General features: G+C 70.9%; 9 protein-coding genes. 8 read left to right on the plus strand and 1 reads right to left on the minus strand.

What is annotated here, in order from left to right:
- Both FNH04_RS47860 and FNH04_RS24600 read left to right on the plus strand, forming a co-directional pair.
- Window positions 1-216 (plus strand): helix-turn-helix domain-containing protein (locus tag FNH04_RS47860; protein WP_228031600.1); only part of this gene is annotated, 216 nt, incomplete at its 5' end.
- Window positions 217-499: 283 nt separating this feature from the next.
- The gene (locus FNH04_RS24600) at window positions 500-1945 is read left to right on the plus strand and encodes an aldehyde dehydrogenase family protein (protein ID WP_152787752.1); all 1446 of its coding nucleotides are present in this window, start codon (window positions 500-502) and stop codon (window positions 1943-1945) included.
- A 135-nt stretch (window positions 1946-2080) separates the two neighbouring features.
- Here the strand turns inward: FNH04_RS24600 and FNH04_RS24605 are convergent, their stop codons facing one another.
- Window positions 2081-4927 (minus strand): glycoside hydrolase family 3 C-terminal domain-containing protein, encoded by a 2847-nt coding sequence (locus FNH04_RS24605; protein ID WP_322723747.1) that lies wholly within the window; start codon window positions 4925-4927, stop codon window positions 2081-2083.
- Window positions 4928-5294: 367 nt separating this feature from the next.
- On the opposite strand from FNH04_RS24605, the gene FNH04_RS24615 reads away from it, so the two are divergent.
- The 6 genes from FNH04_RS24615 (at window position 5295) to FNH04_RS24640 (ending at window position 15674) form a co-directional block, all read left to right on the plus strand.
- Window positions 5295-6983, plus strand: a complete 1689-nt coding sequence (locus FNH04_RS24615; RefSeq protein ID WP_152787754.1) for an extracellular solute-binding protein — start codon at window positions 5295-5297, stop codon at window positions 6981-6983.
- A 26-nt stretch (window positions 6984-7009) separates the two neighbouring features.
- The gene (locus tag FNH04_RS24620; RefSeq protein WP_322723749.1) at window positions 7010-8050 is read left to right on the plus strand and encodes an ABC transporter permease; all 1041 of its coding nucleotides are present in this window, start codon (window positions 7010-7012) and stop codon (window positions 8048-8050) included.
- Window positions 8051-8058: 8 nt separating this feature from the next.
- Window positions 8059-9006: a carbohydrate ABC transporter permease gene (locus tag FNH04_RS24625; protein ID WP_386574835.1), complete on the plus strand. Its 948-nt coding sequence runs from the start codon at window positions 8059-8061 to the stop codon at window positions 9004-9006.
- Window positions 9007-9226: 220 nt separating this feature from the next.
- Entirely contained in the window at window positions 9227-11446 is a 2220-nt protein-coding gene (locus tag FNH04_RS24630) for a sialidase family protein (protein WP_152787757.1), read from the plus strand.
- On the plus strand, window positions 11446-13446 hold the full coding sequence (locus FNH04_RS24635; protein WP_152787759.1) for a beta-galactosidase: 2001 nt from the start codon (window positions 11446-11448) through the stop codon (window positions 13444-13446). Before FNH04_RS24630 ends, FNH04_RS24635 begins: the two co-directional genes overlap by 1 nt.
- Window positions 13443-15674, plus strand: a complete 2232-nt coding sequence (locus FNH04_RS24640; RefSeq protein WP_152787761.1) for a glycosyl hydrolase family 95 catalytic domain-containing protein — start codon at window positions 13443-13445, stop codon at window positions 15672-15674. The genes FNH04_RS24635 and FNH04_RS24640 overlap by 4 nt, the downstream gene beginning before the upstream one ends.
- The last annotated feature ends 23 nt before the right edge of the window (window positions 15675-15697 follow it).

Here is a 15697-nt window from a genome sequence, read left to right on the forward strand (position 1 = left end):
GAGCTGTACGACCTCGCCGAGACCGTCCACGCCGACGCCACCCAGGCGCTCGCCGACCAGGTCACCCCGCTGCCCGGCGGCGGCCCCGATCTCGTCGTGCTCAACTCCTCGACCTGGGAGCGGCGGGTGGAGGAGATCCTGGGGCGGTCGCTGGACGACCCGGACGTGCGGATGGAGCTGTGGCTGGCGCTGAAGGCGACGGCGGCGGCGGACTAGGGGCGGCCTGTTGCGGAAGTCCCGTCGTCCGCCCGTAGGGCTTGTCAGTGGCGCGGGCCCGCATCGATGTGGGGCTCCGCCGAGTGGGCGCGACCAGCCACGACGGACCCGCAGTCGACCACCGGCCCCGATCGGGCGGACGCGACCGTTCGCCCCCACCGGCGATCACGACAAAGCGGCGTGTCCGGCGGACGGAGTTCTACGACCCGGACAAGCGCCCTCACGGGCCCCCGGCCCTACCGTGGTCGGGAACGTCACATATCGCATGCGGAAGGGCCGGACCATGACTGCCACCCACGCCTTCTGGCTCGCCGGTCGCCAGGCGACCGGCGACACCAGCTTCGATGTCACCTCGCCGTGGGACGGGCGTCTCGTCGGCAGGGTGAGCGTGCCGACCGACGCCCAGGTCGAGGAGGCCGTGGCCGCCGCCCACGCCGTACGGGACGAGTTCGCGGCGACCCCCGCGCACGTACGGGCCGCGGCTCTCGATCATGTGAGCCGGCGGTTCGCGGAGCGCACCGAGGAGATCGCGCAGCTCATCTCCGCCGAGAACGGCAAGCCGGTCAAGTGGGCCCGCGGTGAGGTCGGGCGGGCCGTGTCGGTGTTCCGGTTCGCGGCCGAGGAGGCGCGGCGGTTCAACGGCGGTGAGGCCCAGCGGCTCGACACGGACCCCGGGGGCCAGGGGCGGCTCGCCTTCACCCGGCGGTTCCCGAAGGGTGTGGTGCTGGGGATCGCGCCCTTCAACTTCCCGCTCAATCTGTGCGCCCACAAGGTCGCACCCGCCATCGCCGTGGGTACCCCGATCATTCTGAAGCCCGCGCCGGCCACGCCGCTGTCCGCTCTCCTCATCGGGGAACTGCTCGCCGAGACCGAGCTGCCCGTCGGCGCCTGGAGTGTGCTGCCCGTGGCGAACGAGCGGATGCCCTCACTCGTCCAGGACGAGCGGCTGCCGGTCATCTCCTTCACCGGGTCGGAGAAGGTCGGCTACGCGATCATGGACTCCGTGCCGCGCAAGCACTGCACCCTGGAGCTGGGGGGCAACGGGGCGGCCGTGGTGCTGGCCGACTACGCCGGTGACGCGGATCTGGACTGGGCCGCCACGCGCATCGCCACCTTCTCCAACTACCAGGGCGGGCAGTCCTGTATCTCCGTGCAGCGCGTGATCGCGGACGCGGAGGTGTACGAGCGGCTGGTGCCGCGGATCGTCGCCGCCGTCGAGGCCCAGGTGACCGGGGACCCGTCCGACGCCGCGACCGATGTCGGGCCGCTCGTGAGCGAGGAGGCCGCCCAGCGGGTGGAGGCCTGGGTCGAGGAGGCCGTCGGGGCAGGTGCCCGGCTGCTGACCGGGGGGAAGCGCGACGGGGCCTCGTACGCGCCGACCGTGCTCGCCGAGGTGCCGGCGGACGTCACGATCTCGTGTGAGGAGGTCTTCGGGCCCGTACTCACCCTGCAGAGGGTGGAGGGGGAGGCCGAGGCCTTCGCCGCCGTCAACGAGTCCAAGTACGGGCTCCAGGCCGGTGTGTTCACGCACGACCTGCAGACCGCCTTCCGGGCGCACCGGGCCCTGGAGGTGGGGGGCGTGGTGATCGGGGACGTGCCGTCCTACCGCGCCGATCAGATGCCGTACGGCGGTGTGAAGCAGTCCGGTGTCGGGCGTGAGGGCGTGAGGTTCGCGATGGAGGACTACACGTACGAGCGGGTCATGGTGCTGACGGGAATCCAGCTCTGACCGAAGGCCCCCGCGCAAGGTCTAGCTTCTGACAATCGTTTTCATGTAGTCTCCGGGCGTGTCCCGGGACGAAGGGGTCCGGCACCGATGCCTTCCGGTGCCGGGCCCCTTCCTGTGCCGGCCTGGTCCGGACCCTCAACCGGAGAAGCCGACACGCGCGAGCCGCAGAGGGCCGCGCAGCTTCAGATGGACGTCGTGCACGCCGGCGGCGACGATGCCGGCGCTCAGGGTGGTGTAGTCGTACGGGCCCCCGGTGGCGGAGAGGGGCAGGACCGCCAGGACCGGGCCGCCGTTCAGGGAGAACTCGACGGTGCCCTCGCCCGACGCCTCCACGGTCACTTCGGCGACACCGTCCCCGAAGTCGCAGTCGTGGAAGAGGAGTTCGCCCGTTCCGCCGTCGACCGGGGTGACCGCGTCGCCCGACGTCTTCGTGCGGTCGACGATCTCCGTGCCCCGCTGGTCGTCGAAGGCGGCGGCGTCCAGGCCGTGTTCGCGCACCGGGCGGGGGGCCGCCGGTTCGCCGTCGAGGTCGATCGTGGTGCTCAGACGGATGTCCTCGCTGGAGGCGCCCACGAGGAGTTCGTAGGCCCCCGGTTCGCGGCGGTGACGGTTCTGGGCCACGTCCCAGAAGGCGAAGGTGGACAGGGGGACGTCGAGGGTCACGTCCGTCGGGCTTCCGGGGGCCAGGGTGACGCGGCGGTGGGCGGCCAGCTCGCGGCGGGGGCGAGGGACCGACGGGCTCACGGCCCGGACGTACAGCTGGGGGACCTCGTCGGCCGTCCGGTCGCCCGTGTTGGTGAGCGTGAACGTCACCTTCAGGCCCTCGTCGGTCAGCCGGTAGCTCAGATTCTCGTAAGCGAACGTCGCGTACGACAGGCCGTGGCCGAACGGGAACAGGGGCGTGCCCTCGAAGTACAGGTACGTCTGGCGGCTGCCGATCACGTCGTAGTCGAGCAGGCCGGGCAGGTCCGCGTCCGAGGCGTACCAGGTCTGCGGGAGACGGCCCGCCGGCGAGACGTCGCCGGCGAGGACGCGGGCCAGGGCGGTGCCCGCCGCCTGGCCGCCGTGCGCGGTCCACAGGGCGGCCGGGAGATCCGCGCTGTCCACCGTGTACGGGTACGCCGAGGTGAGGATCAGGGCCGTGCGGGGGTTCGCGGCGCGGGCGGCGCGGAGCAGGCGCTCCTGGTGCTCCGGGAGTCGCAGGGTGGTGCGGTCCTCCGTCTCACGGCCGTTGATGTGGGGGTCGTTGCCCACGATCACCAGGACCACGTCCGCCTGCCCGGCGACCCGTGTGACGGATTCCTCGCCGCGCTCGCTCACCACGAGGGTGAAGATTTCCGGGTTCTCGTCGGCAACCTTCACGCCGTCCGTGGCGACCGACACGTACCGGCCCGTCCCCAGATGCTTGAGGAGGTGACCGCCCTCGTGGGATTCGTGGCGCTCCAGGCGGAATGTCTCCTGGACCACCCAGCCGCCCGGCTGGTCCGCGGAGGCACGTACGCAGCCGTCCTCGGCGACCGAGAGGTAGCGGCCGTCCGGGGCGCGCAGGGTGAGAACGCCGTCGCCCCAGTCGACGAGGGCGAGGTCGGTGCCGGTCGCGTCGGTGGTCAGCGGGGGCAGGTCCGTACGGCCCGCGAGGAGCGCCGGGTCGAGGGCGCCCTCCGCGCCGCGTACCTCGTCGGGGGACGAGGCGGCCTCCGGTACCGAGACGTACGTTCCCGCGGAGGTCCGCAGGCGTACGCGGTCCACGCCCTCCGCGAAGGTGACGCGCTCGGCGCCGAAGCGCTCGTACAGGCCCTCCAGCGGGGTGGAGCGGTGGATCAGCGTGCCGCTGTACCAGTCGAGCTTGCACTCGTCGGCCAGGAGGCCGACCACCGCGACGCGGGTGTCCTCGGCGAGGGGCAGCAGGCCGTTCTCGTTCTTCAGCAGGACGACCGCCTGTTCCGCGGCCTCCTGTGCGAGGGCGCGGTGGCCCGGGGTGTCGAAGTCCTTGGCGTCGGCGTAGGGGTCGGCTCCGGGGTCGAACTCGCCCAGCCGGAAGCGGACCGAGAGCTGGCGGCGGACCGCCTCGTCGATGTCGTCGGTGCTCAGCAGGCCCCGGTCCAGGGCACCCCGGACGCGTTCGACGATCTTCGAGCTGTCCGTGCCGTGGTCGGTGAAGCTGTCGACACCGGCGCGGAGGGCGGCCGCGGTGGCCTCCTCGTGGGTGTCGAAGTAGTGCTCGGAGTCGACCAGGTTCGAGGGCGCGCCCGCGTCCGAGCAGACCAGGAGGTCCTCGTCGGTCCAGGTGCGCAGGTGCTCCGCCAGATACGGCGAGACGTGGTTCGGGCGGCCGTTGACCAGGTTGTACGCGGGCATCACGCCGGCCACCGCGCCCGCCTGGACGGTCTCGCGGAAGGCGCGCAGGTCGTACTCGTGCAGGACGCGCGGGCGGACCGAGGAGGAGGTGGTGTCCCGGTTCGTCTCGTTGTTGTGCGCCAGCCAGTGCTTGAGCACCGGGGCCGTGCGCCAGTACGTGGGGTGGTCGCCGCGCAGGCCCCGCGTGTACGCCGTCGCGATGGCGGAGGTCAGCTTCGGGTCCTCGGAGTAGCCCTCCTCGCCCCGGCCCCACAGGGGGTGGCGGAGCAGGTTCACCGTGGGGGACCAGACGTTGAGGCCCACGCGGTCGTCGCGGGCCCGCATGGCCCGGATCTCGGTGGAGACCGCCTCGCCGATCCGGCGCACGAGGTCCTCGTTCCAGGTCGCCCCGAGACCCACCGCCTGTGGGAACACCGTGGCCGGGCCCATCCACGCCACACCGTGCAGGGCCTCCTGGCCGGTGCGGAACGCGGCGAGGCCCAGGCGGTCCACGGCCGGGGAGAACTGGTGCAGGAACGCGATCCGTTCGTCGAGGGTGAGCCGCCCCAGAAGATCGTCGATGCGCTTCGCGAGCGGCAGCTGCGGATCGCGGAAAGGCGGCGTGGGCGTCGTCTGTGCGGTCACGTTGGGGGTCCCTTTGCGGTGGAGCGGCGAGGCGCTTTCGAAGCGCTTCGATGCTCATTCGACCCAGGGGTGGGTGTCAAGAGACCAAGGTGCAACAGATCCGTTTCCTCGCTGTCATATCAGCGGTCGGAACTGGTTGCTCCGGTCCTCCATACCTCCGAGGAATTGTGGAAACGACTCTTGTGCACCCCCACGGGTTCACTTAACCTCGCAGCAACATCGAAGCGCTTCGACTACGGAGAGAGCGCACCACCTGCTCGGAACCCTCCGACGTCCACCGCTTCGGCACGGCCAGTTCCACTCAAGACACCGCAGCCGACGGCTCCTCCGCCGGGTGTCCTGGTGTGCGCCATGAAGGGTTGACGCAATGACGCCGAACTCCGCCACCTCCGGGCCCAGCCGGAGAAGCTTCCTCGCCTCCACGGCGGTCGCCGCCGCAGCGGTGGCCGGAGGCGTGCCGCTGCTGTCCGCCTGCGGCGGCTCGGACAGCGGTTCGCGTGAGGGCACCACGTCGGACAAGGACGCGAAGAAGATCCTTCCGGCCTACGTGGCCAGCGACGTGGTGACGCCGGACATCCCGTCGAAGAACGGCTCCGCGGTCGGCTTCACCAGCAAGCTGGACCTGGCCGGCCTGAAGACCTCGGTGCCGAAGAAGCTCGGCAAGGGCGGCGAGGTCACCATCATGTCGCCGTTCTGGGGCTCCCCGCCCAAGGGGGACAACCCCTACTACAGGGCGATGAACGACCTGATCGGCGTCGACGTCCGGTGGCAGAACCAGGACGGCAACACCTACGACCAGAAGCTCGGCGCGGTCCTCGCCTCCAGCGACGTCCCGGACGTCGTGGTGGTCCCCGGCTGGAACATGGGTGGCAAGATACCCAGCGCCATCATCAGCAAGTTCGCCGACCTCGGCCCCTACCTCTCCGGGGACAAGGTCAAGGAGTACCCGAACCTCGCGGCGATCCCGACGGGGGCCTGGCAGCGCTCCATCTTCGGCGGCGCGCTGCGCGGCGTGCCGATGCCGGCCTCGTACGTGCCGAACATCGTGCCCTGCTACCGCCAGGACATCTTCGAGGAGGAGGGCTACGAAGTCCCCGAGTCCGCGGACGAGTTCCTGGCCCTGTGCAAGGACATCACCAACGCCAAGGCCAAGCGGTGGGCGTGCGGTGACATGAAGTGGACCGCCTTCAACTCCTTCGGCGTGCTCTCGGGCGGTGAGAAGCCGCTCGGCTGGAACGTGGTCGACGGCAAGCTGATCTACCGCATCGAGACCGAGGAGTTCCTCGAGGCGCTGGAGTGGACCCGCAAGCTGTTCGCCGCCGGGGTCGTCCACCCCGACTTCGAGCTGGGCAAGAGCCAGGCCACCGACCCGGCCCCCAAGTTCGCCGCCGGCGAGTTCCTGATCTGGAACAACGACATCTCCACCTGGTACGGCCAGACCGCCTCCCAGGCCACCCAGAACCCCGACTTCAAGATCTGGGGCATGGACATCTTCGGCCACGACGGCGGCGCCCCGACCCTGTGGGCCACGAACCCGGCCAACATCTTCGCCTTCGTCAGCAAGAAGGCCTCCGAGTCCGTGGTCCGCGACGCGCTGGCCGTGGCCAACGTCGTCGCGGCGCCGTACGGCACCAAGGAGTACATGCTCACCAACTACGGTGTCGAGGGCACCCACTACACCGTCAAGGACGGCGTCCCGATCAAGAACGACAAGGGCAACAACGAGGTCATCAACGCCTATGTGATGATCACGAGCCCCGCCGCGACCATCGCCCACCCGGACTTCCCGGCCGTGGCCAAGGGGCAGGTCGAGTGGCAGCAGCGGATGGGCGCCTCCACCAAGAAGTCCGCCTTCTGGGGCATGCAGATCACCGAGCCCGCCCGCTTCACCAACCTCTCCAACGATCTGGAGCAGCTCGAGGACGACGTCGTCCGTGGCCGCAAGAAGGTCAGCGACGTGCAGCAGTTCGTCTCCGAGTGGAAGAGCAAGGGCGGCGACAAGCTGCGCGACTGGTACCAGAAGATCCTCGACGAGAACGGCAGCGCGGCCAACTGATGCGGGACTGAGGCAAGGAGAAGGCCGTGTCCCACAGCACGGTGCCTCGGAGCAGGGCCGAGGCGAAGACGAAGACCCCGGCAAGGACTCCGGTGGCGTCAGTCGGCGCCACCGGTCCCGGGGGCGAACGAGGCTCGGGCAAACCGAGCCTGCGGCTCAGGTTCCGACGCGACCGCGTCCTGCTCCTGATGACGCTGCCGGCCCTCGTGCTGGTCCTGCTGTTCAACTACGTACCGATCCTCGGCAACGTCGTCGCCTTCCAGGAGTACGACCCCTACATCAGCGACAACGGCGTCGTCTCGATCCTGAACAGCCCCTTCGTGGGCCTGGAGAACTTCCAGCGGATCTTCGAGGACTCGGCCTTCTGGAACGCGGTGCAGAACACGCTGGTTCTGTTCTTCCTGCAGCTCGTGCTGTTCTTCCCGATCCCGATCCTGCTCGCGCTCCTCATCAACAGCGTGGTCAGGCCCCGGGTCCGGGCGGTCGCGCAGGCCGTCCTGTACCTGCCGCACTTCTTCTCCTGGGTGCTGGTCATCGCCGTCTTCCAGCAGCTGTTCGGCGGTGCCGGGGTGCTGTCCCAGCTGTTGCGGCAGAACGGGTACGACGGCATCAACATCATGACCAACCCGGACACCTTCCCGCTGCTGATCACCGCGGAGAGCGTGTGGAAGGACGCCGGGTGGGGGATCATCGTCTTCCTCGCCGCCCTGGCCTCGGTCAGCCCGGACCTGTACGAGGCCGCCGCGATGGACGGCGCGGGGCGCTGGCGCCGGATGTGGCACGTCACGCTGCCTGCGCTGCGGCCGGTGATCGCCCTGCTGCTGGTGCTGCGCGTCGGTGACGCCCTGACGGTGGGCTTCGAACAGATCCTCCTGCAACGCGACGCCGTCGGACCGGGAGCCGGTGAGGTGCTCGACACCTTCGTGTGGTGGAACGGCGTGCGCAACCAGGACTTCAGCTACGCGGCCGCCGCCGGTCTGGTCAAGGGCGTCGTCAGCCTAGGTCTGGTCCTCGCGGCGAACAAGGTGGCCCATCTCATGGGCGAGCAGGGGGTGTACAAGAAATGACATCCGTGATGTGGGAGCCGCGGCAGGCCCCCGTGCCGGATCAGCCGAAGGAGCCCCGCTGGTGGCAGGCCCCGCCCCGGCCCACGTGGGAGGAGAAGCCGTCCCAGGCCGGCCTCGCGGGCAAGGGCCTCGCCCTGTCGCTGGCCGTTCTGGCGATCCTCTTCCCGCTGTGGATCGTCGTCGTCACCAGCCTCTCCTCGCGCAAGACCATCGACGAGGCCGGCGGGCTGGTGATGGTGCCCAAGGGCATCACCTTCATCGCCTACCAGGAGCTGTTGAGCGGCGGTCAGGTCACCCGGGCCACGGTCATCAGCGTCCTCGTCACCCTGGTCGGCACGGCGTTCTCCATGACCGTGTCCGTGCTGTGCGCCTACGGCCTGTCCCGCACGGGGTCGCTCGGGCACCGCTGGATCCTCATGACCCTGCTGGCGACCATGTTCTTCAGCGCCGGTCTCATACCGACGTATCTGCTGGTGCAGACCCTCGGACTGACGGACACCTACCTCGCGCTGATCCTGCCGAGCGCGGTGAGTGTGTTCAACATCCTCGTGTTGCGCGGGTTCTTCACGGGGATCTCGCAGGAGCTCATCGACAGCGCGCGGATCGACGGTGCCGGTGACATCCGGATCCTGTGGCAGATCGTCATGCCGCTGTCCCGTGCGGTGATCGCGGTGATCACGCTGTTCTACGCCGTCGGGTACTGGAGCGCCTGGTTCAACGCGTCGCTCTACCTCAACGACCAGGACATGATGCCGCTGCAGAACGTCATGATCCAGCTCGTGCAGAAGCAGGAAGCGCCGGTGGGTCTGGGACAGGCCATCAAGACCGGCCAGCTGTCGGGGCTGGCCGTGCAGATGGCCGTCATGGTCATGGCCCTGCTTCCCGTCGCCGTCCTGTCGCCCTTCGTCCAGAAGCACTTCAAGAAGGGCATGCTCACCGGCGCGGTCAAGGGCTGACGCCCCGGCCGCGCACCCGGACTCCGCCGTGGCCGGCCGTCCCTGTCACCCGGCCGGCCACGGCGGGCCACGCCCCGTCAGGGGCGCGGGGCCGCATCGACACGCGGCTCCGCCGCGTGGGCGCGACCAGCCACGAAGAACCCGCAGTCGCCGAGGAACCGCACCGACCGAGCTCTCAGGCGACCGAACTCGCACCCCTCCCCGTAAAACGAGGTATGTCATGCGCACGCCCCAGCCGAGCCGCCGTACCGTACTCGCCGGAACCGCGGCCGCCGCGGCGCTCACCGCCCTCCCCGTGCCGGCGACCCCGGCCCACGCCGCACCAGCCAGGACCGCCGGAGGCTACCGCTGGCGCAACGCCGTCATCGGCGGCACCGGTTTCATCACCGGCGTGCTCTTCCACCCGGCCGTCCGCGGGCTCGCCTACGCCCGGACCGACATCGGCGGCGCCTACCGCTGGGACGACCGCGCCGCCCGCTGGACCCCGCTGACCGACCACCTCGGCTGGGACGACTGGAACCTCCTCGGCGTCGAGGCCATCGCCGTCGACCCCGCGCACCCCGACCGGCTGTACCTCGCCCTCGGCACCTACGCCCAGTCCTGGGCCGGCAACGGCGCGATCCTGCGCTCCGACGACCGCGGCGCCACCTGGGCCCGTACCGACCTGTCCGTGAAGCTCGGCGCCAACGAGGACGGCCGCGGCATGGGCGAGCGCCTGCTCGTCGACCCGCGCGACAGCGACACCCTGTGGCTGGGCACCAGACACGACGGCCTGCTCAAGTCCACGGACCGGGGCGCCACCTGGGCCGCCGTGACCGGCTTCCCGGGGAAGGCGAGCGCCTCCGGGCAGGGCGTCACCTTCCTCGTGGCGGCCGGACGCACCGTCTACGCCGGCTGGGGCGACGGCGACGGCACCTCGGGCACGGCGAACCTGTACCGCACCGCCGACGGCACCACCTGGAAGGCCGTCCCCGGGCAGCCGTCCGGCATCTCCGCCAAGGTCCCGATCCGCGCCGCGTACGACAGGCACACCCGCGAGCTGTACGTGACGTGCGCCAACGCGCCCGGCCCCAACGGCCAGTCCGACGGCAGCGTGCACAAGCTGCGCACCACCACCGGCAAGTGGACCGAGGTGACCCCGGTGAAGCCGGGCGGGACGACCGCCGACGGCTCCGCCGACACCTTCGCCTACGGCGGGGTCGCCGTGGACGCCTGCCGTCCGGGCACCGTCGTCGTCTCCACCAACAACCGCTGGGCGGACATCGACACCGTGTACCGCTCCACGGACGGCGGCCGTTCCTGGACGTCCCTCAAGGACTCCGCCGTCTTCGACGTATCCGAGACTCCTTACCTCACGTGGGGTGACGACAAGCCGAAGTTCGGCTGGTGGATCCAGGCGCTCGCCCTCGACCCGTACGACTCCAGGCACCTCGTGTACGGCACCGGCGCGACCCTCTACGGCACCCGCGACCTCAAGCACTGGGCACCGCAGATCCGCGGCCTGGAGGAGACGTCCGTGCGCCAGCTGATCTCGCCCCCGGTCGGGGAGGCGCACCTGATCAGCGGATCCGGGGACATCGGCGTGATGTACCACGAGCGGCTCACGGCGTCGCCGTCGCGCGGCATGGCGACGAACCCCGTGTCCGGGTCGGCGACGGGACTCGCGCAGGCCGCGGACAAGCCGTCGTACGTCGTCCGCGCGGGCTGGGGCGACCACGGCAACGGCGCCTACTCGAACGACGGCGGGCAGACCTGGGCGCCCTTCGAGGCCCAGCCCGACATCGCCAGGAACGCACCGGGGCCGATCGCCACCAACGCCGACGGCAGCGTGCTGCTGTGGTCCTTCGTGCATTGGGACGGCACGAAGTACGCAGCCCACCGCTCCGCCGACAACGGCGCGACCTGGTCCGAGGTCACCTCCTTCCCGAAGGGCGCCACGCCGGTCGCCGACCCGGCCGACCCGACGCTCTTCTACGCGTTCGACACCGACACAGGAACGCTATACGCCAGCACTGACAGTGGCCGTACCTTCACTGCCCGTGCGACCGGACTTCCCTCCGGCGACAGCCAGTTCAAGCTGGTCGCGGCGCCGGGCAGGTCCGGTGACCTGTGGCTGAGCGTGAAGTGGAACGGGCTCCACCGGTCCACCGACGGCGGCGCGACCTTCTCCAAGGTGACCAGCTGCTGGGCCTCGTACACCCTCGGCTTCGGCAAGGCCGCCGACGGCGCCGACTACCCGGCGATCTACCAGGTCGGCTCGACCGAGGCCGTCACCGCCGTCCACCGCTCCGACGACGAGGCGAAGACCTGGGTGCGCGTCAACGACGACGCCCACCAGTGGGGCTGGATCGGTGAGGCGATCATCGGCGACCCGCGCGTGTACGGCCGCGTGTACCTGGCGACGAACGGCCGGGGCATCCAGTACGGGGAGCCGGTCTGATGCCGGGAGCCGGCCCGGTGCCGGGGCCGGAACGACAACCGAGTCTCAACGACGCCACCCGCGGCCGCATCCTCTTCGGCGGCGACTACAACCCCGAGCAGTGGCCCGAGGAGACCTGGCACGAGGACGTACGCCTCATGAAGGAGGCCGGCGTCAACTCCGTCACCCTCGGAGTTTTCTCCTGGGCCAAGCTCGAACCCCGGCCGGGCGCGAGGGAGTTCGCCTGGCTGGACACGCTGATGGACCTGATGCACGCAGGCGGTATCGGTGTCGTCCTGGCCACCCCCACCTCCTCACCCCCGCCGTGGATGGGCCGCCTCCACCCCGAGACCCTCCCGCGCGACGAGAACGGGCAGACCGAGTGGTGGGGCTCCCGCCAGCACTTCTCCCACTCCAGCGCCACCTACCGCCACTACGCCGCCGCCATCACCGAGGACCTCGCCGCACGCTACGGGGGCCACCCCGCCCTCACCATGTGGCACATCAACAACGAGTACTGCACCTACGACTGGGGCGACGAGGCGGCGGCCACCTTCCGCCGCTGGCTCCAGGACAAGTACGCCACCCTCGACGCCCTCAACGAGGCCTGGGGCACGGCCTTCTGGAGCCAGGGCTACGACGGCTGGCACGAGATCCTGCCCCCGCGCCGCGCCCACTACATGAAGAACCCCACCCACGTCCTGGACTTCAAACGCTTCACCAGCGACATGCTCCTGGAGTGTTACGTCATCGAGCGTGACATCGTCCGCCGCCACACCCCCCACACCCCGGTCACCACCAACTTCATGCCGATGTGGGCAGGCCAGGACGCCTGGCGGTGGGCGGCCGAGGAGGACGTCGTCTCGGTCGACCTCTATCCCGACCCGCGCGACCCGTTCGGCGCCCAGAACGGCGCCCTCGTCCAGGACATGACGCGCTCCCAGGCGAACGGCCCCTGGATGCTCATGGAGCAGGCCGCCGGACCGGTCAACTGGCGCGGCGTCAACCACCCCAAGCCGCGGGGCCTCAACCGCCTCTGGTCCCTCCAGGCCGTCGCCAGAGGCGCCGACGCCGTCTGCTACTTCCAGTGGCGCCAGTCCCGGCAGGGCGCCGAGAAGTTCCACTCCGGGATGGTCGGCCACGCGGGGGAGCAGGGCCGCACCTACCAGGAGGTCAAGCGGCTCGGCGCCGAACTGGCCACGATCGGCGCCGAGGTGACGGGGCGCCACATCACCGCGGACATCGCCCTGCTGCACGACTGGAACGCCTGGTGGGCCGGCGCCCAGGACGGCCGGCCCTCCTGCGAGGTCGACTACCCGCAGGTCGTACGGTCCTGGCACCGCGCCCTCTGGGAGGCCCACCTCACCACCGCGTTCGCGCACCCCGAGCACGACCTGTCCGCGTACAGGCTCGTCGTCGTACCGCAGCTGTACCTGCTCACGGACGCGGCCGTCGAGAACCTCCTCGCGTACGTACGCGGCGGCGGCACCCTCGTCTGCGGCTTCCTGACCGGGGTCGCCGACGAGGACGACCGGGTACGGCCCGGAGGCATGGACGCACGGCTGCGGGAGCTGTTCGGCATCCGCACGCTGCACGAGTGGTGGCCGCTGGACGCGGAGGAGCACACCGAGTGCGACGGGTTCCGCGGCACGCTCTGGTCCGAGGAACTGGAAGCGGCGGACGCGCACGTGGTCTCCCACTACAGGAGCGGCGAACTGGACGGGCTGCCGGCCGTGCTGCGCAAGGACCGTGCCTGGTACGTGTCCACGCTGCCCGAGCCCGCCGCGCTGCGTGACCTGCTGGCGGACGTGGCGGCCGGCGCGGGCGTACGGCCCGTGCTCGACGGGCTGCCCGAGCGGGTGGAGGCGGTCCGCCGCGGCGAGCTGCTGTTCGTGCTCAACCACGGGCGCGACGAGGTCACGGTCGACGTGCCGGGTACGCACCGCGACCTGCTGACGGGGGCGACGGTCACCGGTCCGCTCACCCTCGGCCGGTACGGCGTCGCGGTGCTGAAGCCATGAACGCGCCCATGCGGCACGGGACCTGGGAGCCCCGGCCGGCGGCCCGCTGGGAGGACGCCTTCCTGAGCGGGAACGGCCGCCACGGCGCCATGGTGTTCGGCGATCCGCACGACGACCGCGTCATCGTCACCCACCACACACTCGTGCGCCCCAACGGCTCCGAACGTGCCCGGCCCCCGCGGCTGGCCGCCGAACTCCCCGCGCTCCAGGACAGGTTGCTCGCGGGAGACGTGACCGCGGCCGAACGTTTCACGGACGGGCGGGAGCTGCAGTGGGTGCAGCCCTTCCATCCCGCCTTCCAGGTACGGCTGCGACGGCCGGCCGACGACACACACGGCTACCGCCGCTCGGTCGACTTCACCACGGGCGTCGCCGGAGCCCAGTGCGCGGGGTGGAGCAGCCACGTCTTCGTCTCGCGGGCCGACGACGTCATCGTCCAGTACGTGACGTCCCCGGGCCTCACGTCTGCTCCCTCGTCCTTGGGCCTGACCCTGGACATCGCCCTGGACCACCGGCTTCCCGGCGCACCGGACGGCCTCGCCGTCGGCCACGGCGCGGTCCTCACCCCCGAGGGCGCCCTGCTGACCCTCCGCGCCGCCTATCCCGGCAGCGACCGCGCGTACACCGGCGTGACGCTGTTGGTCGTCACGGGCGGCCGTACGTCACTGGCTCCACCCGGTGCCCGGGTGGAGGACGCGGAGTCGGTCCTGCTGCTGACGCGGGTACGGCGGCACATCGGGGAACCGGACACGGTGGCGGAGGGGCGGAAGCTGCGTGCGCTGCTCCCCGAGGGCCGGGAGCCGTACGGCCACCTCCTGAACCGTCACGCCGACCTGCACCGGACCGCGTACAGCCGCGCCTCCCTGAACCTGGACGCCGACGACGCGGAGCGCTCCCTCCCCGGCTCAGCCCTCCTCGGCCGCCCCACCAGCCCCGCTCTTCTCGAACGTCTCTTCGCCGCCGGCCGCTACCATCTCCTGTCGTCCAGCGGCGCCCTCCCACCCCGCCTGACCGGTCTGTGGACCGGCGACTGGAACACGGCCTGGTCCGGGGCGTTCACCACCAACGCCAACCTCAACCTCCAGACGGCATCCGCCGCGGCGGCCGCGTTGCCCGAGGTCACCCGGGCACACGCGAACCTCGTGCACGGCCGGCTCCCGCACTGGCGGGACAACGCCCGTCTGATCTTCGGCGCCCGGGGCGTGGTCGCGCCCACGCACACCGACGGCGAGTCCGGACACACGTACCACTTCGCCCGCGAGTACCCCCACCAGCTGTGGACCGCCGGCGCCGACTGGCTGCTCAAGCCGCTCGTCGACCACGACGAGACACGCGGCGAACAGGACCCGCGCACCGCGCACGCCCTCGCCGAGGTCGCCGTGTTCTACGAGGACTTCCTCACCCGCACGGACACCGACGGCAACCTGGTCGTGGTTCCTTCCTACTCGCCCGAGAACCGTCCGGCGAACGCGAGCTGGGGCGCGATCAACGCGGCCATGGACCTGTCCGCCGCCCGGCACGCCCTGCTCACCGCCGCCGCGTACCACCCGGGCACCCCGGAGGCCGGTCGCTGGCGTGCTCTCGCCGCGAAGATCCCCCCGCACCGGGTCAACGACGACGGCGCCCTCGCCGAGTGGGCGTGGCCCGGTCTCGACGACACCTACGACCACCGCCACCTCAGCCACCTGTACGGCGTGTGGCCGCTGGACGAGATCAACCCGTACGACACCCCGCGGCTCGCCGCGGCCGCGCACCGCGCACTCGAACTCCGGGGCGCCGAGAACGACTCCGCCCACGGCCACCTCCACCACGCCCTCGTCGCGGCCCGCCTGCGCGACGGCGAACGGGTGGCGCACGCGCTCGGCCAGGTCCTGGGCGGCGACTTCTTCCACGCCTCGCTGATGAGCGCGCACTACCCGAACCGCGACGTCTACAACGCGGACGCCGCGCACACCCTGCCCGCCGTGCTCGTCGAGGCCCTCGTGCAGTCGACCCCCGACCGGCTCGTCCTGCTGCCCGCGCTCCCGGCGACGTACCCGACCGGCGAACTGCGCGGCGTCCGCACGCGGTTCGGAGCCGAACTCGACCTGACCTGGAACCCGCAGGAAGCACACGCGGTGCTGCGCCCCACCCGTACCCACCGCGTCGAACTCAGGACTTCCTCCGGCGCCGAGCAGCTCGACCTCGTCGCCGGAGAAGACCACGTCCTCACCCTGAAGGCGTGGTGATCCTCCCCCCGCAATTCCAGCAC

It is taken from the genome of Streptomyces phyllanthi (assembly GCF_009377205.1).
GTDB lineage: Bacteria > Actinomycetota > Actinomycetes > Streptomycetales > Streptomycetaceae > Streptomyces > Streptomyces phyllanthi.